This is a genomic window from Burkholderia sp. AU4i (assembly GCF_000466765.1).
Taxonomy (GTDB): domain Bacteria; phylum Pseudomonadota; class Gammaproteobacteria; order Burkholderiales; family Burkholderiaceae; genus Burkholderia; species Burkholderia cepacia.
This window is the reverse complement of the sequence record NZ_ASSI01000126.1, coordinates 20,163-40,744: the sequence shown is the minus strand read 5'-3', so window position 1 is coordinate 40,744 and position 20,582 is coordinate 20,163. Positions and strand designations below refer to the sequence as shown.

The 20,582-nt window shown below is 67.6% G+C and carries 23 protein-coding genes; 20 read left to right on the top strand and 3 right to left on the bottom strand.

The genetic code is table 11. The features are described from left to right. The 4 genes from L810_RS27165 to L810_RS27150 all read left to right on the top strand — a co-directional run. Positions 1-221, top strand: a 221-nt coding sequence (locus tag L810_RS27165; RefSeq protein WP_042976375.1) for a PDZ domain-containing protein, incomplete at its 5' end; no start/stop codon positions are given. 98 nt (positions 222-319) lie between these two features. Continuing rightward, positions 320-799, top strand: coding sequence for a hypothetical protein (locus L810_RS27160; protein ID WP_021161520.1), 480 nt, complete (start codon positions 320-322; stop codon positions 797-799). Between the two features lie 101 nt (positions 800-900). Further along, on the top strand, positions 901-1,380 hold the full coding sequence (gene tecA, locus L810_RS27155; RefSeq protein WP_021161519.1) for a type 6 secretion system effector deamidase TecA: 480 nt from the start codon (positions 901-903) through the stop codon (positions 1,378-1,380). Between the two features lie 268 nt (positions 1,381-1,648). Further along, positions 1,649-2,542, top strand: coding sequence for an IclR family transcriptional regulator (locus tag L810_RS27150; RefSeq protein ID WP_042976374.1), 894 nt, complete (start codon positions 1,649-1,651; stop codon positions 2,540-2,542). Between the two features lie 103 nt (positions 2,543-2,645). On the opposite strand, the gene L810_RS27145 is transcribed toward L810_RS27150, so the two are convergent. Beyond that, complete coding sequence (locus tag L810_RS27145) at positions 2,646-3,725, bottom strand: porin (protein ID WP_042976372.1); 1,080 nt, start codon at positions 3,723-3,725, stop codon at positions 2,646-2,648. Between the two features lie 24 nt (positions 3,726-3,749). Between L810_RS27145 and L810_RS47545 the strand changes: the two genes are divergently transcribed. From L810_RS47545 to L810_RS27070, 16 genes are all read left to right on the top strand, one after another. Next, positions 3,750-4,076: a hypothetical protein gene (locus tag L810_RS47545; RefSeq protein WP_155836385.1), complete on the top strand. Its 327-nt coding sequence runs from the start codon at positions 3,750-3,752 to the stop codon at positions 4,074-4,076. A 94-nt stretch (positions 4,077-4,170) separates the two neighbouring features. Further along, on the top strand, positions 4,171-4,488 hold the full coding sequence (locus L810_RS27140) for a non-heme iron oxygenase ferredoxin subunit (protein WP_021161517.1): 318 nt from the start codon (positions 4,171-4,173) through the stop codon (positions 4,486-4,488). A 3-nt stretch (positions 4,489-4,491) separates the two neighbouring features. Then, positions 4,492-4,803, top strand: coding sequence for a recombinase-like helix-turn-helix domain-containing protein (locus tag L810_RS27135; RefSeq protein WP_021161516.1), 312 nt, complete (start codon positions 4,492-4,494; stop codon positions 4,801-4,803). 68 nt (positions 4,804-4,871) lie between these two features. Continuing rightward, the gene (locus tag L810_RS27130) at positions 4,872-5,942 is read left to right on the top strand and encodes an aromatic ring-hydroxylating dioxygenase subunit alpha (RefSeq protein ID WP_021161515.1); all 1,071 of its coding nucleotides are present in this window, start codon (positions 4,872-4,874) and stop codon (positions 5,940-5,942) included. Further along, complete coding sequence (locus L810_RS27125) at positions 5,935-6,705, top strand: SDR family oxidoreductase (protein WP_021161514.1); 771 nt, start codon at positions 5,935-5,937, stop codon at positions 6,703-6,705. The genes L810_RS27130 and L810_RS27125 overlap by 8 nt, the downstream gene beginning before the upstream one ends. A gap of 33 nt (positions 6,706-6,738) precedes the next feature. Further along, positions 6,739-7,266, top strand: coding sequence for a cupin domain-containing protein (locus tag L810_RS27120; protein WP_021161513.1), 528 nt, complete (start codon positions 6,739-6,741; stop codon positions 7,264-7,266). A gap of 18 nt (positions 7,267-7,284) precedes the next feature. After that, entirely contained in the window at positions 7,285-8,181 is an 897-nt protein-coding gene (locus tag L810_RS27115; RefSeq protein WP_021161512.1) for an alpha/beta fold hydrolase, read from the top strand. Further along, positions 8,178-9,035 carry an IclR family transcriptional regulator gene (locus L810_RS27110; protein ID WP_021161511.1) on the top strand — a complete coding sequence of 286 codons (858 nt, stop codon included), beginning with the start codon at positions 8,178-8,180 and terminating at the stop codon, positions 9,033-9,035. Before L810_RS27115 ends, L810_RS27110 begins: the two co-directional genes overlap by 4 nt. Continuing rightward, complete coding sequence (locus L810_RS27105) at positions 9,032-9,829, top strand: SDR family oxidoreductase (protein ID WP_021161510.1); 798 nt, start codon at positions 9,032-9,034, stop codon at positions 9,827-9,829. The genes L810_RS27110 and L810_RS27105 overlap by 4 nt, the downstream gene beginning before the upstream one ends. Then, positions 9,822-11,489, top strand: a complete 1,668-nt coding sequence (locus L810_RS27100; RefSeq protein WP_021161509.1) for a thiamine pyrophosphate-binding protein — start codon at positions 9,822-9,824, stop codon at positions 11,487-11,489. The genes L810_RS27105 and L810_RS27100 overlap by 8 nt, the downstream gene beginning before the upstream one ends. After that, a complete protein-coding gene (locus L810_RS27095) occupies positions 11,482-12,309 on the top strand; it encodes an aspartate dehydrogenase (protein WP_021161508.1) in 828 nt (275 codons plus the stop codon). Before L810_RS27100 ends, L810_RS27095 begins: the two co-directional genes overlap by 8 nt. 72 nt (positions 12,310-12,381) lie before the next feature. Next, on the top strand, positions 12,382-13,872 hold the full coding sequence (locus tag L810_RS27090) for an aldehyde dehydrogenase (RefSeq protein WP_021161507.1): 1,491 nt from the start codon (positions 12,382-12,384) through the stop codon (positions 13,870-13,872). A gap of 18 nt (positions 13,873-13,890) precedes the next feature. Further along, positions 13,891-14,853, top strand: coding sequence for a VOC family protein (locus tag L810_RS27085; RefSeq protein WP_021161506.1), 963 nt, complete (start codon positions 13,891-13,893; stop codon positions 14,851-14,853). Continuing rightward, a complete protein-coding gene (locus L810_RS27080) occupies positions 14,850-16,094 on the top strand; it encodes an NAD(P)/FAD-dependent oxidoreductase (protein ID WP_021161505.1) in 1,245 nt (414 codons plus the stop codon). Before L810_RS27085 ends, L810_RS27080 begins: the two co-directional genes overlap by 4 nt. Before the next feature lie 30 nt (positions 16,095-16,124). Next, positions 16,125-17,525, top strand: a complete 1,401-nt coding sequence (locus tag L810_RS27075; protein WP_021161504.1) for an MFS transporter — start codon at positions 16,125-16,127, stop codon at positions 17,523-17,525. A gap of 138 nt (positions 17,526-17,663) precedes the next feature. Continuing rightward, a complete protein-coding gene (locus tag L810_RS27070; RefSeq protein ID WP_021161503.1) occupies positions 17,664-18,212 on the top strand; it encodes a GNAT family N-acetyltransferase in 549 nt (182 codons plus the stop codon). Between the two features lie 119 nt (positions 18,213-18,331). On the opposite strand, the gene L810_RS27065 is transcribed toward L810_RS27070, so the two are convergent. Together L810_RS27065 and L810_RS27060 are read right to left on the bottom strand one after the other, a co-directional pair. Beyond that, positions 18,332-19,258: an ADP-ribosylglycohydrolase family protein gene (locus L810_RS27065; protein ID WP_021161502.1), complete on the bottom strand. Its 927-nt coding sequence runs from the start codon at positions 19,256-19,258 to the stop codon at positions 18,332-18,334. Positions 19,259-19,427: 169 nt separating this feature from the next. Further along, the gene (locus L810_RS27060) at positions 19,428-20,330 is read right to left on the bottom strand and encodes a hypothetical protein (protein WP_042976370.1); all 903 of its coding nucleotides are present in this window, start codon (positions 20,328-20,330) and stop codon (positions 19,428-19,430) included. Positions 20,331-20,582: the final 252 nt, after the last annotated feature.

Genomic DNA, 20,582 nt, shown 5'->3' with positions numbered 1-20,582 from the left:
GCCAGCGGCTCGGCGTCGGCCAGGCGCTCGTCGTCGAGCAGGCGAGCGGCCAGGCCGCGCGCGCGGGGTTGCAGGCCGGCGATATCGTGCTGTCGGTCAACGGCACGCCGGTCGCGAACATTGGCGCGCTGATGACCGAGATCGATGCCGCGCGCGGCAACGTCGCGCTGCTCGTCCAGCGCGGCGGCACGCGTCTGTATGTGCCGATCGAGATCGGTTGAGCGGTTGATCGGGTGGGCGGTTGATCGGGTGGGCAGGTGGGCGGCTGCGCGGGCGATGTCACGCGGCACGACGGCTCATCGTCGAAACGGGAGGCGGAATGAAGCGAAGGCAGGAATGGCGCGTGTCCGGCGGGTGGCGGGCGATCGTCGTCGCGTGGGCGCTTGTTTTGGGTATCGCGCCGGCCGTCGCGCAGACGACCGACGTGCCGCAGGCATGGATGCGCTACGGACAGCTTGCCGGGCAGCAGTTCCAGACGTGGCTCGAAGCTGACGGCGACGCGGCCGATCGGCTGCACCGCTATCTCGAGGCGCGCGTGCTGAACGCGAGCGCCGCCGCGCCGCCGCCCGCGATCGTCGTGCGCGCGTGGATCGGCCCGAACGGCGCCGTCACGCGTGTCGAATTCGCGTCGCTCGGCGATCCCGATGCAGACGCGACACTGCGGCAACTGCTCACGGCCGGCCCGCTGGCGGAACCGCCGCCGCCCGACATGCTGCAGCCGTTGCGCGTGCGCCTGCGGCTCGCGCCGAATCCCGATGCGGCCGCTGCCGCGCCGGCATCGGCCACCCGCATGCCGTGACGCCCGGGCCGGAATGCCGGCGTGGCCGGATATCGTAATAACATATGACGTTATTGCGTCGGCAGGACGATGACGTCCTGCTTCTTCACGAGGAGCCACCCATGCAACTGAGCCAGTTAGGCGGGCATGTCGCCCAATCCGGTTTCGCCGAACGGCAGAAGCACGCGCAGGCGCTGATGTTCGGCATGGCCGACATCAACGAGTACGTGTCCGGCGGCGTCTGTTACGACGCCGCGGCCTATGTCCGGTATCTGCTGCGCAGCGACGCGATGATCGCGCCCGGTGCGCTGCTCGACACGATCGGCCAGCACTGGCGGACCCGCTTCAACTTCGAGACCGGCGGCGAATGGGACGGGCGCGCGAGCATTCCGGCCGGAACCGCGGTCGGCTTCTCGCGGGGCGGCACCGTTTTTCATGCCGCGATTGCCGTCGGCGGCAGCCGGATCCGGGCGATCAACGGGGGCCGTCTCGGCAGCGGCTGGATGTACGCGGTCGACCTTGCGCGGGTGCTCGAGCCGGACGCGGCCGGCGGATTCACGTATGACCGCGCGAACATCCGGGTTCACCTGTCGCGCCTGTAGGCGGCGCGGCTTCGGCTGCCACGCCGGCCGCCGCGCGCCGCGCCCACGGCCGGCATCGCGTCGTTCGGCGATTTCCGCATGGCGCCGCGCTGTCCATCGCTGCTATCCTCTCGACCGTGAATGACTATTCGTGGGGCCGTGGAAGCGCATGCTGCGCCGCGGCGATTCACGCGGGTGCGAGCCCGCGTGCGCGCCGGGGTCGCATGGCCGCCTGCCCACGACGATCCATGACCCGTTTCGTGATTGATTTCCTTCCGTCCATGTCCACATGGCCAAGACAACGATGAGCGACGCGCCTGAATCCGCGGCGCCCGGCGACGACGAATCGTCCGGCGGCGCATCGTCCTACCTGGTGCCGGGGCTCGAACGCGGGCTGCGGATCCTCGCCGAATTCTCCGCGCGCGAGCCCGTGCTCGGCGCGCCCGAGTTGTCGAAGCGCATCGGCATTCCGCGCACGACCACGTTCCGCCTGCTGCAGACGCTCGAAGCGCTCGGTTTCCTCGAGCGCGTGAACGGCGACCGTTATTTCCGGCTGGGCGTCGGCGTGCTGCGGCTCGGCTTCGAATACCTGAATTCGCTCGAACTGACCGATCTCGGCACGCCCGTGCTCGAGCGGCTGCGCGATACGACGGGCCTGTCGACGCATCTGCTGATCCGCGACCAGCGCGACGTCGTGTTCGTCGCGAAGGCGCAGAGCAACGCGTCGATGTTCGGTTCGGTGAAGGTGCACGTCGGCACGCGCCTGCCCGCGCATGCGACCGTGCACGGCCACGTGTTGATGGGCGACCTGACGCGCGACGCACTGCGCCAGCTCTATCCGGAGAAGAAACTCGAACAGTTCACCGAGCGCACGCCGGGCACCGTCGACGAACTGTACGAGCGCGTGCGTCATTACGCGCGGCTCGGTTATGCGGTCAGCGAGGCGGCGTTCGAGAGCGGCATTTCGGCGGTCACGGCGCCCGTGCGCGATCATTCGGGCTCGATCGTCGCGGCGATCACCGCGACGGTGCCGCGCTCGGAGATCGGCGAGGCCGGCGAGAAGGAACGGCTCGTCGAAGCCGTGTGCGGCGCGGCGGTCGACCTGTCCCAGCGCCTGAACTATCGTCCGCTCGAAAGCGACCCGACGTTCGCGCACGCGCGCCACAAGGTCGCGATGTTCTGACGCCGACTTGTCGGGCGGGCCGCCGCACGCGGCACCGCAATCAAAAAAACGAGGGGCCCGCGGGCCCCTCGTTTCGTTTCAGGCACCGGCTGCCTGGCGCCGTTCAGAACGAGTGGTGGATCCCGGTGAGCACGACCACCTGGTTCGCGGTGCTCGACACGCCGGCCGTGAAGAACGCGGCCTTTGCGCCGCCCGAACCGTGCTCGTACAGCACGTTCGCATAAAGCTGCGTGCGCTTCGACAGCGAATAGATGTCGCCGAGTTCGACCTGCGTCCAGCGGCGGCCGGCCAGCGTCGTGGTTGCCGCGCCGCCCGCGATCGTGTTGAACGCGCTGCTGCGATAGTTCACGCCCGCGTCGTAGCTCTGGAACGTGTCCGAATAGCCGTTCGACTGCATTTTCGTACGCGTGTACAGGCCATGCACGAGGAAGTCGCCGAACTGGTAGGACGCGCCCGCGCCGATGTTCTCGACCTTGTTCGCGATGTAGCCGTTCGCGGTGTTCTGCCCCTGGAAGGACGTGATGCCGGTCGTGCTGATCAGGATCGAACGGTCGTGCTCGTTCGAGTACACGGCCGACGCCTTGAACGGCCCGTTCGCATAGTTCAGCGCGACGCCGACCGACTTGCCGGTCGAGAAGTTCGTCGTGTTGCCGAGCGCCATCGTCGCCGCGGCCGAGAAGCCCGCGAAGGTCGGCGAACGATACTTGACCGCGTTGTTGTACGGCACGTTGCCGGTCGCGGCGAGCCCGTCGATGTTGCCGGGGTGGAACGCATACCAGCTCATCGCGAGGTAGGCCGTGCTGAGCGGATCGAGATAGTCGAACGACAGCGGCGTCTGGCGGCCGAGCGTCAGCGTGCCGTAGCGTTCCGAGCTGAGGCCGACGAAGGCCGCGCGGTTCCAGATCGTGTTCGCGGTCGCGAACTGGCCGTTGTTCGTATAGAAGCCGTTTTCGAGCTGGAAGATCGCCGACAGGCCGTCGCCGAGGTCTTCCTTGCCCTTCAGGCCCCACCGGTCGGGCTGCGTATTGCCCTGGATCATCGCCCATTTCGCATGGCCGCCGACGTTGTTCACGTACGCGACCCCCGCATCCATGCTGCCGTACAGCACCACGCTGCTCTGCGCCCACGCGCCCGACACGGCGCCCAATCCGATCACTGTTGCTGCTACCGCATGCTTGACCATTTGATCTCCTGAATCTCCAACCTGATGAAAACGTGCCGTGGCGGCCTGCGCGGGAACGGCCTGCCGTTGCGCGTCTTCGCCATCGAGCGGGCATTTTTTATGTTCCATACAAGGAACAACGTGCCTCTGATGGAATGGAGTATAGGGGCGTCGAGCGCCGTATCAAAAATAATTTTTTCGGGACGGATGGAATTCGTGCCGGTGCCCGGTTGCGGTGCACGACGCCCGAAAAAAGGCCGTAAATGCCCGCTACACAACAAAGAATTACATTTGGCAAGGCAGGCGGAAGTGACTGCCGACCCGATGGTCGGTGTTTTCCCTAGGGCGTGCAGCTTTTTGTTTTACTCGTGAAAAGTCGCTCCTATAATCACCATCCATAAACTGCTGTTCCGGGTATGGAACAAATCGGAACAAACCGAGAGTCGATCAGAAGGAAGGGTGTGAGATGTCTGAACAATGGGTTTGCGCCGGGCACGCCGGCGCGCTGTCGGAAGACACGCCGATCGAGTTCAAGCGGACCGACGGCGTCGAAATCGGGATCTACCGCGTCGGCGACGACGTGTATGCGCTCGAGAACGTGTGCCCGCATGCGTACGCGCTGCTGACGCAGGGGTTCGTCGACGAAGGCACGGTCGAATGCCCGCTGCACGAGGCCGTGTTCGACATCAGGACGGGCGAATGCCTGAAGGGTCCGGGCGGGCGCGCGCTGAAGCAGTACGCGGTGCGCCTTGCCGGCGAGGAAATCCAGATCAAGGTGGAGTAACCGATGAAAGAAGCGACCGTCAACTTCAATCCCTTCCTGAAGCCGTGGGTGGCGCCGCAGCCGAACAACGTCGCGGGCAAGGGGCAGATCGAGATCCCCGGCCAGGCCGAGAACCAGGTCTGGCAGAACCGCAAGGCCGCCCCGACCCAGTACGAAAACGACCTCGGCGATGCGCTCGAGCGCGTGTTCGAGAGCGGCGCGACCGAACTGGACGATGTCGTCGCGGGCCTGAACCGCATCGGCTTTCGCGCGCCGGACGGCACGGTTTGGACACCTGAGCGTTTCCGCGCCGAAATGGCCTCGCTGGCGGAATGAGCGCAGCGACCGCGCCGCGCGCGTGAGCGCCTGAGCGCCGACCCGACAACCGCATCCGGAGCACACTGATGACGTCCCCCGTACAACACGCAGTCCAACACGACCCGGTCCGCGACTATCTCGACCGCGGCATCAAGAACTACTGGTATCCCGTCGCGCCGAGCTGGCAGGTGTCGAACGCACCCGTCGGCCTCACGCGCCTGTCCGAGCAGATCGTGCTGTGGCGCGATCACGAGGGCAAGGTTCACGCACTCGAAGATCGCTGCCCGCACCGCGGCGCACGCCTGTCGCTCGGCTGGAACCTCGGCGGCAACATCGCGTGCTGGTATCACGGCATCGAAGTCGACGGCGGCGGCACGGTCAACCGCGTGCCGGCCGTGTCGAACTGTCCGCTCGAAGGCACGAAGTGCGTGAAGTCGTATCCGGTCGAGGAGAAGGCCGGCGCGATCTTCCTGTGGTTCGGCGATGAAGCGCACGGCGAGCCGGCGCCGCTGAACCTGCCCGAGGAACTGGTCGCCGACGAGTACGGCCACTTCCTGTGCGTGTCGAACTGGAAGTGCAATTACCAGTACGCGATCGACAACGTGATGGACCCGATGCATGGCGCGTACCTGCACGCGACGTCGCATTCGATGGCCGAAGGCGACAAGCAGGCCGACATGCGCGTGCGCAAGACGGAAACAGGCCTGATGTTCGAGAAGATCGGCCAGCGCGACGTGAATTTCGACTGGGTCGAGCTCGGCGAAACCGGCTGCCTGTGGATGCGCCTTGCGATTCCGTACAAGCAGAAGTTCGGCCCCGGCGGCAACTTCGGGATCATCGGCTTCGCGACGCCGGTCGACGGCGACAACTGCCAGGTCTATTTCTGGCGCACGCGCAAGGTCAGCGGCTGGCAGCGCGACGTGTGGCGCTTCATGTACCGCAACCGCCTCGAGGGCCTGCACTGGGACGTGCTCGAGCAGGACCGCTACGTCCTCGAAAGCCTCGCGCCGCACGCGCGCGATCACGAATACCTGTACCAGCACGACGTCGGCATCACGCGCGTGCGCCGGATGCTGCGCCAGCGTGCGCAGGAGCATCTTTCCGCGCTCGACGCGCATCGTGCGGCGCAGGCCGCGGCGGAGCCCTCGCATGGCTGAGCGCGCTCCGGTCGTGTCGCTGCCGGGGCGCCGCGTGCTCGTCACGGGCGGCGCGCGCGGGCTGGGCGCGGCGTTCGTGAAGGCGCTGGTCGCGGCGGGTGCGCAGGTCGCGTTCGGCGACGTGCTCGCCGAAGAAGGCCGCGCGCTGGCCGCGCAGCTCACGCAAGCCGGCCATACCGCGTTTTTCTTCACGCTCGACCTGGCCGATCCGGCGAGTGTCGACGCGTTTGTCGCGCAGGGCGCGGCGGCGCTCGGCGGCATCGACGCGCTGATCAACAACGCGGCGATCACGAATTCGGGCGGCAAATTGTCGACGGAGCTCGACGTGTCGACCTGGGACGACGTGATGAACGTGAACGTGCGCGGCGTGTGGCTCGTCAGCAATGCGGCGTTGCCGCACCTCGCGCAGTCGGGGCGCGGCGCGATCGTGAACCTCGCATCGGACACCGCGCTGTGGGGGGCGCCGAAGCTGCTCGCGTACGTCGCGAGCAAGGGCGCGGTGATCGCGATGACGCATGCGCAGGCGCGCGAATTCGGCGCGCACGGCGTGACGGTCAATGCGATCGCGCCGGGGCTGACGGAAGTCGAGGCGACCGCCTACGTGCCGGCCGAGCGCCACGCGTTCTACATGCAGGGCCGTGCGCTGACGCGCGCGCAGGTGCCCGACGACGTGACGGGCCCCGTGCTGTTCCTGCTGTCGGACGGCGCGCGCTTCGTGACGGGTCAATTGCTGCCGGTAAACGGCGGCTTCGTAATGAATTGAATTGAAGTTTTCACTCTGATGAAGGAGAGGACGATGGCGGACGCCGATCTCGAACGCAAGTCGTGGGACCAGCCGGAAGGCGCAAGCTTCAACGACTGGATGGAAGGGCGCGTTGCTCGCTACGCGACGCGGCGCTACGACTGGGACGCACTGAAGTTCCAGGCCGACTACGACCCGAAGTACCGCCGCGCGCAGATGCGCTACGTCGGCACGGGCGGCACGGGCGTCGCGAAGGACGTCAACACGGTGCCGGCCGGCAACTTCACGTTCTCGACGATGGTCATCCCGGCCGGCAACATTGGCCCGAGCCACATCCACATCGACGTGGAAGAAATCTTCTTCGTGCTGCGCGGCAAGATGAAGGTGATCTGCGAACGCGACGGCGAGACGTGGGAAGCGATCCTCGGCGAGCGCGACCTGATCTCGGTGCCGCCGGGCGTGTATCGCACGGAAATCAACATCGGCGAGGAAGATGCGCTGATGTGCGTGATGCTCGGTTCGCCGAAGCCGGTCACGCCGACGTATCCGCCCGATTCGCCGCTCGCGAAGATCAAGCGCTGAGACGGGACGGGTGAAGCAATGAGTGTCATCGACAAACGCGAGCGCGACCGCACCGCGGCGTTCGCCGCGCTGCTCGGGCAGTTTCCCGAGCAGCGTTGCGCGGCCGGCGCGGCGGGCACGATCGGTTACCGTGAGGCCGGCGCGCAGCATGCGGGCCGTGCGCTGCCCGTCGTGCTGCTGCACGGCATCGGCTCGGGCGCCGCATCGTGGGTCAGCCAGCTCGACACGCTCGGCGCATCGCGGCGCGTGCTCGCGTGGGACGCGCCCGGTTACGGCGTATCGACGCCCGTGCACGGCGCGTCGCCGGCCGCCGCCGATTACGCGGCATCGCTGAACGCGTGGCTCGAGGCACTCGGCATCGAACGCTGTGTGCTGGTCGGCCATTCGCTCGGCGCGATCGTGGCGGGCGGTCTCGCCCGCGTGATGCCCGCGCGGATCGCCGGCCTGCTGCTGGTGTCGCCCGCGGGCGGCTACGGCAGCGCACCGGCCGAAACGCGCGAATCGCGCCGCGACGCGCGGCTCGCGATGCTCGCCGAACTCGGCCCGGCCGGGCTCGCCGAGCAGCGCAGCGGCAACATGCTGTCCGGTTTCGCGAACGAGGACGCACGTGCGTGGGTGCGCTGGAACATGGCGCGCATCGTGCCGGCCGGCTATGCGCAGGCCACGCATCTGCTCGCGAACGCCGATCTCGCGGCCGATCTCGCCGGCTTTCGCGGTCGCACGGCCGTGGCCGTCGGTGCGAACGACGCGATCACGCCGCCCGCCGCGTGCGAGCGGATCGCCGCGGCTGCGCACGTCGGGCTGCAGGTGATTCCGCAAGCCGGTCATGCCGGTTATGTCGAGGCGCCGGCCGTCTATTCCGCGCTGATCGACACGTTCTGCCGTCAGTGCGACCAACAGCGGGGGCTGGCATGAACGAACCGCTGCAACGACCCGAACCCGAAAACGACAAGGCCGAAGCCAACTACGTGGTGCCCGGCCTCGAACGCGGGCTGCGGATCCTCGCCGAATTCTCGCCGCGCGAGCCCGTGCTCGGTGCGCCGGAGCTGTCGAAGCGGCTCGGCATTCCGCGCACGACGGTGTTCCGCCTGCTGCAGACGCTCGAATCGCTCGGCTTCCTCGAGCGCGCGGACAAGGATCGCAACTACAAGCTCGGCATCGCCGTGCTGCGGCTCGGCTTCGAATACCTGAGCTCGCTGGAGTTGACCGATCTCGGCCTGCCCGTGATCGAGAGCCTGCGCGACGCCACCGGCTTCACGACGCACATCGTGATCCGTGATGGCCGAGACGTGGTGTTCGTCGCGAAAGCACAGAGCCAGTCGCCGGTGTTCAGCTCGATCCGCGTGAACGTCGGCACGCGCTTGCCCGCGCATGCGACGACGCACGGCCACGTGCTGATGGGCGACCTGTCGCTGAAGGAGCTGCGCTCGCTGTATCCGGAAGGCACGCTGAACCGGATGACGAACGCGACACCGGAAACGGTCGACGCGCTGTACGAAGTGATCCGCGAGGATGCGCTGCGCGGCTACGGCGTCAGCAATTCGTCGTTCGAGCGCGGCATCTCGGTGGTCACGGCGCCGGTGCGCAACGAGACGCAGAAGATCGTCGCGTGCATCACGGTGACGGTGCCGCGTCCGGAAATCGACGCGGCGCTGATCGCGGACGGGCTGATCGACAAGGTGCAGCGCGCGGCGGCGGAACTGTCGCGGCGGCTCAATTACCGCTCGGATGACGAGCACACGTTCATGAAAGCATTAGGACTCCGATGATCCAGATCGATCTGACCGGGCAGGTGGCGGTGGTGACGGGCGGTTCGTCCGGCATCGGCCTCGCGACCGCCGAACGGTTCGTGCAGGCAGGCGCATCGGTCGCGATTTGCGGCCGCGACGGCGAGCGCCTGGCGCGCGCCGAGGCGATGCTCGACGAAAAATACCCGGGCGCGCAACTGCTCGCCGCGCGCTGCAACGTGCTCGACGAGCATGACGTCGCCGCGTTCGCGCAAGCGGTGTCCGCGCGCTTCGGCCGCGCCGACATGCTGGTCAACAACGCCGGCCAGGGTCGCGTGTCGACCTTCGCGGACACGACCGACGACGCGTGGCGCGACGAGCTCGAACTGAAGTATTTCAGCATCATCCGCCCGACGCGCGCGTTCCTGCCGCTGCTGCGCGATGCGCAGGCGCCGACGATCACCTGCGTGAACTCGCTGCTCGCGCTGCAGCCGGAGCCGCACATGGTCGCGACGTCGTCGGCGCGCGCGGGCGTGCTGAGCCTCGTGAAGTCGCTCGCGAACGAACTCGCGCCGCAGCGCATCCGCGTGAACTCGATCCTGATCGGCATCGTCGAGTCGGGCCAGTGGCGCCGCCGTTACGAAGCGCAGGCGCAGGCCGGCGAAAGCTGGGAGGACTGGACGGGCGCGATCGCCCGCACGAAGCACATTCCGCTGAACCGCTTCGGCAAGCCCGACGAGGCAGCCTGGGCACTTTTTTATCTCGCAACGCATCTGTCGTCCTACACGACGGGCAGCCATATCGACGTTTCTGGAGGCTTTGCACGCCATGTCTGAAAAAACCACGGTTGGCGAGCTGATTGCCGCCTTTCTCGAGCAGTGCGGCGTGAAGACCGCATTCGGTGTCATCTCGATCCACAACATGCCGATCCTCGACGCGATCAACTCGCGCGGCAACATCCGGTACGTCGGCGCACGCGGCGAAGCCGGCGCATTGAACATGGCCGACGGCCTGGCCCGCGTGTCGGGCGGCCTCGGCGTCGCGTTCACGAGCACGGGGACGGCGGCAGGCAACGCGGCGGGCGCGATGGTCGAGGCGCTGACGGCAGGCACCGCGCTGCTGCACGTCACGGGGCAGATCGAGACGCCGTATCTCGACCAGGATCTCGCGTATATCCACGAAGCGCCGGATCAACTGTCGATGCTGGACTCGATCTCGAAGGCCGCCTTCCGCGTGCGCACCGTCGAAACCGTGCTGCCGACGATCCGCGAAGCCGTGCGCATCGCGCAGACGGCGCCGACGGGCCCGGTGTCGGTCGAGATTCCGATCGACATCCAGGCAGCTGAAATCGAATGGCCGGAAGACCTCGCACCGGCACACGTCACGGTGCGCGAGCACGATTCCGCACGCGTCGCGAAGCTCGCCGATGCCCTCGCGGCGAAGCGCCGTCCGCTGCTGTGGCTCGGCGGCGGCGCGCGCCATGCACGCGCGGAAGTCGAGCGCCTCGTGAAGCTCGGCTTCGGCGTCGTGACGAGCGTGCAGGGCCGTGGCGTGCTGCCGGAGGATCACCCGGCGACGCTCGGCGCGTTCAACGTGCACGCGTCCGTCGAAGCGTTCTACAAGACCTGCGATGCGCTCGTCGTCGTCGGTTCGCGCCTGCGCGGCAACGAAACGCTGAAGTACAAGCTCGCGCTGCCGCAGCCGCTGTTCCGCATCGATGCCGACGCACTCGCCGACAACCGCGGCTATCGCAACGAGCTGTTCGTGCATGGCGATTCGAAGCGCGTGCTGGCCGAGCTGGCCGACCGGCTCGAAGGCCGCCTGTCGGTCGATCCGCAGTTCGCGGCCGATCTCGCGGCAGCCCGCGAGCAGGCGGTGGCCGACGTGTCGAAGGGCCTCGGGCCGTACAAGAAGCTGGTCGACACGCTGCAGGGTGCGGTCGGCCGCGACTACAACTGGGTGCGCGACGTGACGATCTCGAACAGCACGTGGGGCAACCGCCTGCTGAAGATCTTCGAGCCGCGCTCGGGCGTGCATGCGCTCGGCGGCGGCATCGGCCAGGGCATCCAGATGGGCATCGGCGCGGCGCTCGCGGGCGCGGCGGCGAAGACCGTCTGCCTGGTCGGCGACGGCGGCCTGATGGTCAACGTCGGGGAACTCGTGACGGCCGTGCAGGAAAACGCGAACGTGATGATCGTGCTGATGAACGACCAGTGCTACGGCGTGATCCGCAACATCCAGGACGCGCACTACGGCGGCCGCCGCTGCTTCGTGCAACTGCACCAGCCCGATTTCGCGCAGTTCTGCGCGAGCTTCGGCCTCACGCATTACCGGATCACGTCGCTCGACGACGCCGAGGCGATCGTGCGCGAAGGGATGGCCAAGGAAGGGCCGGTGATGGTCGAGGTCGACATGCTGTCGGTCGGCTCGTTCGCATCGCAGTTCGCGGGCCCGCCGGTGAAGAAGGAAGCGCCGACGGAGCGCCAGTATGCTTAACGGGCAAAAGCGGGCCCACGCCCCCGTCGACGTCGCGATGATCGGCTTCGGTGCGATCGGCGCGGCCGTGTACCACGCGGTCGAGCACGATGCGTCGCTGCGCGTCGCGCACGTGATCGTGCCGGAACACCAGCGCGCGGCGGTGCAGGGCGTGCTGGGCGGCGCGGTGGAGGTCGTGTCGTCGGTCGACGCACTGGCCCGCCGCCCCGAGTTTGCGCTCGAATGCGCGGGCCACAGCGCGCTCGTCGATCACGTCGTGCCGCTGCTGAAGGCCGGCACCGACTGCGCGGTCGCGTCGATCGGCGCGCTGTCCGACCTCGCGCTGCTCGACGTGCTCGCGCAGGCGGCCGACGAAGGCGACGCGACGGTCACGCTGCTGTCCGGCGCGATCGGCGGCATCGACGCGCTGGCCTCCGCGAAGCAGGGCGGCCTCGACGAAGTGCTGTACGTGGGCCGCAAGCCGCCGCTCGGCTGGCTCGGCACGCCCGCCGAGGAGATGTGCGACCTGCGCGCGATGAGCGAGGCGAAGGTGATCTTCGAAGGCACCGCGCGCGACGCCGCGCGCCTGTATCCGAAGAACGCGAACGTCGCGGCCACCGTGGCGCTCGCGGGCCTCGGCCTCGACGCGACGCACGTGCGTCTGATCGCCGATCCGGCGGTCGAGCGCAACGTGCACCGCATCACCGCGCGCGGCGCATTCGGCGAGATGTCGCTGGAAATGAGCGGCAAGCCGCTGCCCGACAACCCGAAGACGTCCGCGCTGACGGCGTACAGCGCGATCCGCGCGCTGCGCAACCGCGCGGCCCGCTGCGTGATCTGACCGGGCCATTGAATGTCCGCCCGCGCCACCGCGAGGGCGGACGTGCAGAGACAGATTTGTGGGACTTGTGACATGACTCCTTTCGATACGAGCCTCGTGCCCGACGGCAACATCCTGATCGGCGGCGAATGGCGGCGCGGCCGTGGCGCGCCTTACGCGAGCATCTATCCGGCCGACCAGTCGCTGAACATGGAAGTGTCGACGGCGAACGCGGAAGACGCGGCCGAAGCCGTCGTGGCCGCCGACGCCGCCTGGCGCCGCGCCGACTGGGCCGGGCTGAAGCCGCACCTGCGCGCGCAGGTGCTGTACCGCATCGCCGACCTGATCATGCAGCGCCACGAGGCGCTTGCGAACCTGCAGCGTCGCGACAACGGCAAGCCGATCGGCGAGACGCGCGTGCTGGTGGCGAGCGCGGCGAACACGTTCCGCTATTTCGCGGCGTGCCTCGAAACGCTCGACGAGGAACTGACGCCGTCGCGCGGCGACTACCTGACGATGAGCGTGCACGAGCCGATCGGCGTGATCGCGGCGATCACGCCGTGGAATTCACCGATCGCGTCCGATGCGCAGAAGCTCGCGCCGGCGCTCGCCGGCGGCAACGCGGTGGTGCTCAAGCCGGCCGAGGTCACGCCGCTCGTGTCGCTCGCGCTGGCCCGCATCTGCGAGGAAGCCGGCGTGCCGAAGGGCGTGCTGAGCGTGCTGCCGGGCAAGGGCTCGGTGATCGGCGACGTGCTCGTGCGCCATCCGCTCGTGAAGAAGGTGTCGTTCACGGGCGGCACGGAAGTGGGCCGCGGCATCGCGCGCATCGCGGCGGAAAAGCTGATGCCCGTGTCGCTCGAACTCGGCGGCAAGTCGCCGACGATCGTGTGCGACGACGCCGATCTCGATCATGCAGTGAACGGCGTGCTGTACGGCATCTTCAGCTCGTCGGGCGAAGCGTGCATCGCGGGTTCGCGGCTGTTCGTGCAGCGCGCGGTGTACGACGAATTCATGCAGCGCCTGGTCGCGGGCGCACGCAAGCTGCGCGTGGGTGACCCGACGCGCGCCGACACGCAGATGGGGCCGCTGATCACCGCGAAGCATCGCGAGTCGGTGGAGCGCTACGTGGCGCTCGGCCTCGAGGAAGGCGGCCGCCTGCTGTGCGGCGGCGAGCGGCCGTCGGGCGACGGTCGCGAGAACGGCTTCTTCTATCAGCCGACGATTCTCGAAGGCCTGCCGAACAGCGCGCGCATCTGCCAGGAGGAAATCTTCGGCCCCGTGCTCGTCGCGATGCCGTTCGACGACGAGGCGTCGCTGATCGCGCAGGCGAACGACAGCGTGTTCGGCCTGGCAGCCGGCATCTGGGCGCGCGACTACAAGCGCGCGTGGCGCATCGCGCGCGCGCTGGAGACGGGCACCGTCTGGATCAACACGTACAAGCTGTTCTCGATCTCCACGCCGTTCTCGGGCTGGAAGGAGAGCGGGATGGGCCGCGAGAAGGGGCGTCTCGGCATCCGCGAGTACATGCAGCAGAAGAGCCTCTACTGGGGCTTGAACGACGCGCCGCTGCCGTGGGCGAACTGAGCGAAGGGGAAAAACGCAATGAGCATTCTGGGAATCGAGCAGATCACGTACGGGGTCGACGATCTCGCCACCTGCCGGCGCTTTTTCGCCGACTGGGGGCTGAAGGAAGTCGAGCACGACGACACGCAGGCGCGCTTCGAGACGCTGAACGGCTGCACCGTGCTGGTCGTCAAGGCCGACGACCCGGCGCTGCCGCCCGCGTTCGAAGCGGGCCCGACGCTGCGTGAAGTCACGTGGGGCGTCGCGACGCAGCAGGAACTCGACGCGCTGCGCGGCAAGTTTGCAGGCCAGCCCGGCTTTTATGCGCGGAAGGATGCGCTCGGTTGCACCGACCCGAACGGGATGGCGATCCGCATCGAAGTCACGCGCAAGCGCGCACTCGACATCACGGGCTCGCCGTCGAACGTGTGGGGCCGGACGCTGCGCGTCGACCAGCCGAGCCCGATCTACGCGCGTGCGGAGCCGGTCGAGGTCGGGCATGTCGTGTTCTTCACGAACTGCCTCGACGCGCAGGAAAAGTTCTATCACGAGCTGCTGGGCTTCGAGACGTCGGACCGCTACCCGGGCCGCGGCGCGTTCATGCGCTGCGCGCCGCACGGCGGCCACCACGACCTGTTCCTGCTCGCGCTGCCGAACGGCAAACGTGGCCTGAACCACGTCGCGTTCACCGTGCGCGACATCCACGAAGTATTCGGCGGCGGCCTGCACATCGACCGCTGCGGCTGGGAAACGCAACTCGGGCCGGGTCGTCATCCGGTGTCGTCCGCGTACTTCTGGTACTTCCAGAACCCGGCCGGCGGCCTGATCGAGTATTACGCGGACGAAGACATGCTGACGCCCGAATGGCAGCCGCGCGAATTCGAACCGGGCCCGACGGTGTTCGCCGAATGGGCCGTCGACGGCGGCCTCGACGGCAACACGCGCCGGCAGAAGCACGCGAAGGCGCCGGAAGGCAAGTTCATGACGGAGCGCAAATCGTGAGCGAAGAGAACGCACAGGCGCACGCCGCGCCGGGCACGGTCGTCGTGATCGGCGGCGGCCAGGCCGCCGGCTGGGTGCTGAAGACGCTGCGCGCGGAAGGTTTTGCGGGCCGTCTCGTGATGATCGCCGACGAGCCGCATCTGCCGTACGAGCGGCCGCCGCTGTCGAAGGCCGTGCTGGCGGGCGACGCCGACATCGAAACCGTGCGCGTCGTGCGTCCCGACGAGTTCGATGCGCTGAACGTCGAGGCATGGCAGCCGGAACGCGCCGCGTCGATCGACCGTGCGCGCCGCGTGGTGCGTACCGAAAGCGGCCGCGAGATCGAATACGACCGCCTCGTGATCGCGACCGGCGGCACGTCGCGCCGCCTGCCGGACGCGCTCGTGAAGACGCCGAACCTGCATTACCTGCGCACGCTCGACGAAGCGGCCGCACTCGGCGAGAAGCTGCGCGCGAGCCGGCGCGTGCTCGTGATCGGCGGCGGCTGGATCGGCCTCGAAGTCGCGGCGACCGCGCGCAAGCTCGGCGTCGAGGCGGTCGTGGTCGAAGGCGCGCCGCGGCTGTGCGGCCGCTCGGTGCCGCAGATCGTGTCCGATTTCCTGCTCGACCTGCATCGCGCGAACGGCGTCGACGTACGGCTCGGCGCGGCGCTCGCGTCGCTCGACGCACAGCCGGACGATGCGTCGAAGGTACGCGCGACGCTCGCCGACGGCACGACGATCGACGCCGATTTCGCGGTGGCCGGCATCGGCCTTGCGCTGAACGCATCGCTCGCGAGCGACGCGGGGCTGGCGATCGACGACGGCATCGTCGTCGACGAATTCGGTGCGACGAGCGACTCGGCGATCTTCGCGTGCGGCGACGTCGCGAACCATCACAACGGCTGGCTGAAGCGGCGCGTGCGGCTCGAATCGTGGGCCAATGCGCAGAACCAGGCGATCGCGGCCGCGAAGGCCGTGCTGGGCGTGCGCGCACCGTACGCGGAGATTCCGTGGTTCTGGTCGGATCAGTACGACGTGAACCTGCAGATCCTCGGCGATCTGCCGGCCGATGCGCAGCTCGTCGTGCGCGGCGAGCTTGCCGCGCGCCGCGCGACGCTGTTTTTCGTGGGCGAAGGGCATGTGAGAGGTGTCATCGCCGTGAACAACGCGCGTGAGCTGAAGCTCGCGCGCAAGTGGATGAACCAGGGCCGGGCAGTGGATACGGAAGCGCTGGCAGACACGAGCAAGACACTGGCCTGACCGGGCGACGAAACCCAGGAGATCCCCCGTATGAGCACTTTCGACAATGTCGTGGCCGGTCGCGCCACGATGGAAGCTGCCGCCTCCACGCCCGGCGCGATCATCGCGCGGCTCGAGCGGCTTCCGGCCAACGCAATGCAGATCCGCGCCCGCGTGCTGATCGGCACCGCGACGTTCTTCGACGGCTTCGACGTGATCACGATCGCGGCCACGCTGCCGCTTCTGATTCACAAATGGGGGCTGTCGCCGACCCAGATCGGCCTGCTGATCGCGTCCGGCGCGATCGGCCAGCTGATCGGCGCGTTCCTGTTTCCCGCGCTGGCGGAGAAGCACGGCCGCGTGAAGGCGATCGCGTGGAGCTCGGCCGTGATCGGCATCACGAGCATCGCGTGCGGCTTCGCGCCGACGTTCGAGATCTTCGTGCTGCTGCGGATCCTGCAGGGCCTGGGGCTGGGCGGCGAGCTGCCGGTCGCCGCGACGTACATCAACGAGATCACGCGCGCACATGGCCGCGGCCGCTTCGTGCTGCTGTACGAGATCGTGTTCCCGATCGGCCTGCTCGTGTCGATGGCACTCGGTGCGTGGCTCGTGCCGCGCTTCGGCTGGGAGATCATGTACTTCGTCGGCGGGCTGCCGCTGATCCTGTCACTCGTGCTGACGCGCCTCGTGCCGGAATCGCCGCGCTGGCTCGCGTCGCGCGGGCGGCTCGCGGAAGCCGGGCGGGCGACGAGCGCGTTCGAAGCGTCGGTGCGCGGCGAGCTGCCGCCCGTCACGCAGGTGGCCGCGTTCGACGAGATGGTGCGCCAGCACCCGAAGCGCCGGATGAGCGACCTGTTCAGCGCCGCGTATCGCAAGCGCACGCTCGCGGTGGCGACGTTGTGGGCGACCTGCGGGTTCATCCAGTACGGGCTGTCGACGTGGCTGCCGACGATCTACAAGAACTTCTATCACGCGCCGCTGCAGCTCGCGCTGAACCTCGCGGTGACCGGCTCGGTGATGGGCGTGCTCGGGTCGCTGGCGTCGGCGCTGCTCGTCGACAAGCTCGGCCGCAAGCCGGTGATCGTGTGGTCGTTCGTGCTGTGCGCGCTGTCGCTGGCGTTCGCGGGTGTCTATCACGCGTCGTCGGTGTATGTCGTCTCGATCTTCTGCTCGCTGTCGCTCGGGTTGATGGCGTCGGGGTTCATCACCGCGTACGTCTATACGCCGGAGCAGTATCCGACGAGCATTCGCGCGTCGGGCTGCGGGCTCGGCAGCGCGTGGCTGAAGATCGCGTCGTTCGTCGCGCCGATGGTGGTGCCGCACGCGATCATCGGCGGGAATCTCGCGCCCGCGTTCTACCTGATCGGCATCGTGCCGCTGATCGCGGCGGTGACCGTGCACTTCGTCGGGATCGAGACGAAGGGGAAGGTGCTCGAAGCGCTCGAAGCGTAAGCGCGGCCGGCGGTAGCGGATGACGTGGTGAGGCCCGGGCGATGCCCGGGCTTTTTGTTTTTCGCGGTGATGTTGGCGTGGCCGACTCGAGGCTTGCGTGTTCTAATTCACGCTCCCGTTTTTCGATCGAGTGTCGTCATGCCCCTGTTCGAACCCGTCACGCTGGAAACATCCCGCCTCGTCCTGCGGCCGCTGCGCGAAGCCGACGCGCACGCCTTCTTCGAGATCTGGTCGGATGCGGAAGCGATGCGCTATTTCTCGTTCTCGCCGATGACGCACATCGAACAGGCCGTCGAGCGCGTCACGCGCAACCTGAACACGTCCGCGAGCGGGCAGGACCTGATCTGCGTGCTCGAACTGCGGGAAACCGGCGAAGCACTCGGCGAATGCGTGCTGTTCCATGCGAACGAGCAATGCCGGCGTGCGGAGATCGGCTTCAGCCTGCGGCGCCGGTACTGGCGCGGCGGCTACATGCGCGAGGCGGCGTCGGCCGTGATCGATCACGCGTTCGGCACGCTGCGGCTGAACCGGATCGAAGCCGATATCGATCCGCGCAACGTCGCGTCGGAGCGGCTGCTCGAACGGCTCGGCTTCGCGCGGGAAGGGTTGCTGCGCGAACGCTGGATCGTCGGTGACGAAGTGTCGGACAGCGCGCTGTACGGGTTGCTGGCGAGCGATCGCGGCTGATGTGGCGGCGGCGGTCTATTTCGCGGCGGAGACGATCGCGCATGAGTTGATGCAATTGCATGGCGCAATCGGGCTCGGCCCGCCAGGTTCGATTCGACGGCCGGCCGATGAGGTTGTATTCACAACTGTGCGAGCCAGCCCTCGACCTTGTCTTTCCCGCGCAGCGTCGCGACCCATCGGTCGGGCAACGCCCGTTCGCCGTACAGCACGCCGGCGAGGCTGCCGGCGATGGCTGCCGTCGTATCCGTGTCGTTGCCGAGCGCGATCGCGCGCTTCACGCAGTCCTCGTAGCTGCGCGTCGACAACAGGCAATGGATCGACGACCAGAAACTGTCGACCACGTAACCTGACCCTTGCGGCGCGTCGAAGCGGCCGTCGAGCACGATCTTCAGTTCGATTTCGTCGGCCGTGCCTTCGTAGCGCGCGAGCAGTTCGTCCTCGGCTGCGCGCACCGCATCGGGCGCGGGCTGGCCATCGACGATCCCCAGCGCCGTCAGGCAATAGAGCGCGCAGCAAAGCTGCGAACGCACGTGCCCATGCGTGACGACGCTCTGCTTGTGCGCGAGCCGGATTGCGTCGTCATAGGACGCGGCGACCATCACGACCGGGAAGCAGCGCATCAGCGAACCGTTGCCGTTGTCGCGCTCGTCGCGGGGCCCGGCGGCTGCGGGCGCGGCGCCGGCCGCCAGCGCATGGAATGCGCGTCGCGTCTGCAGGCCGACGTCGAATACGCGGCCGTCCGGCGTGAATGCGCCGCGATGAAACCAGTCCAGCAGGTTGCCGGCGAACGTATCGAGATTCAGGTCGCGCTCGTGCAGCAGTGCGTCGAGCAGCGCGAGCGCCTGCGCACCGTCGTCGCTCCAGGTGCCGGGCGGTACGCCGTCGTGCGCGCGCGCGAAGCCCGGCGGCGGGGTCATGTCGATCGCGGCAGGGGGCGGAATCGAAGCGGCGTCGTGGAATTCGTACGGCACGCCGAGCGCGTCGCCGATCAGCAGGCCAAGCAGGCCGCCGCGCAGGCGGGATCGTCGGTTCGGAATCGGTGTCATCGAAAGGAATTCGGGTTGGGGCGGCTCGCGTCGCGGAAGACCATGCACAAGACCTTGAGTCGAACCCCGGCATTATGCCGTCGCCGCCAATTGTCGTACTTATCGGACTGTTCGCCGGGCGCCTTCGCGCGGTGGCGGCCGCAGTCGTCGTTGAAACGACCCGCGACGATTACGTCAACGCTCGCCCGGCCGGCACGTCGACAGGCACTTCGCGCTCCAGTGCCTTGGCGGCGAGTTCCCCGACCCAGTCTGCATCGGCGGGGTCGACGACGCCATATTGGTCCGGCGGAAAAAAAGCATGGTGGTGAGCCGCCGCAGACAGACGCTCACATTCGGCGCGAGCCAGCAGATAGGATGTCACGGCCAATGGCGCCGCCGGTCCACTCCATCTCAATCCGATGCGGACATGGGTGCGCGGCGCAAATGCGATTGCCAATTCTCGCCGCGGGATCAATCGTTTCGTCTCCGGCGGGAACGTTGGCGGCGCGTACCAATTGTCTGCCGCAATTCGATGATCCAGCACCAGCCAATGACCGACGGACGTTCGGGCCAGGATCCACTGCCTGAGTCGGGTCCTGCTGGATTTGAGCTTGCCGTCGATCCATTCGTCGACGTAGAGGGGTTCCGGATCGTAGTCGTCCGACCACACGACGATTGCCGAACATAGCGTATGGCGCTCCAATTCGACATGTCCGTTGGACGGCATTTCGCGCCAGTACCGCTGTCGGGTGCCGTACGTCGCGACGCACCAGTTCAGGCCGATCCACGCCGCGATGAAGAGCGCCGTGACCCATATGATGGTGACGGCTGTTCCGTCCACCGCACGATCCATGTCGAAGGTCGGATCGACCGTTCCGTGGTAAGCCAGCATACCCAGCAAATACGCGAGCACCGGGATCACAGGCCCGACTACGACCGGCAGCATCAGAATGGCGAGCCAGCTTCGGACATGCACGGTCCCCGCCGACCTGGCGCGCGCACGCTCCTCATCGCTCATCGCCGCGACTTCCCGCGCGGCAATGTCGTCGCTCGGGGTGTGGAACCGCTCATACGTATTCGGGCATTCGGGCATTCGACGGGGCGTTCGGTGAAGGGGGCGATAAAGCAGGGATTTCCTCGAGGAACTGATTCTTGCATACGTCAGGGGCGGTTCTCAGACGGACGCGTGTGTGTTTCATACGGAAAACAAAAACGATGCGCTGCGGCCGGTGCGAAACCATGCGGCAGGGGCCCGTATGCGCGGGTGGCCCGGGGTCGAACGACATCGGATGAAACGACGCCGGGAAGACACCGACGCACGGGATTATCGAGCGCGGATGACTTG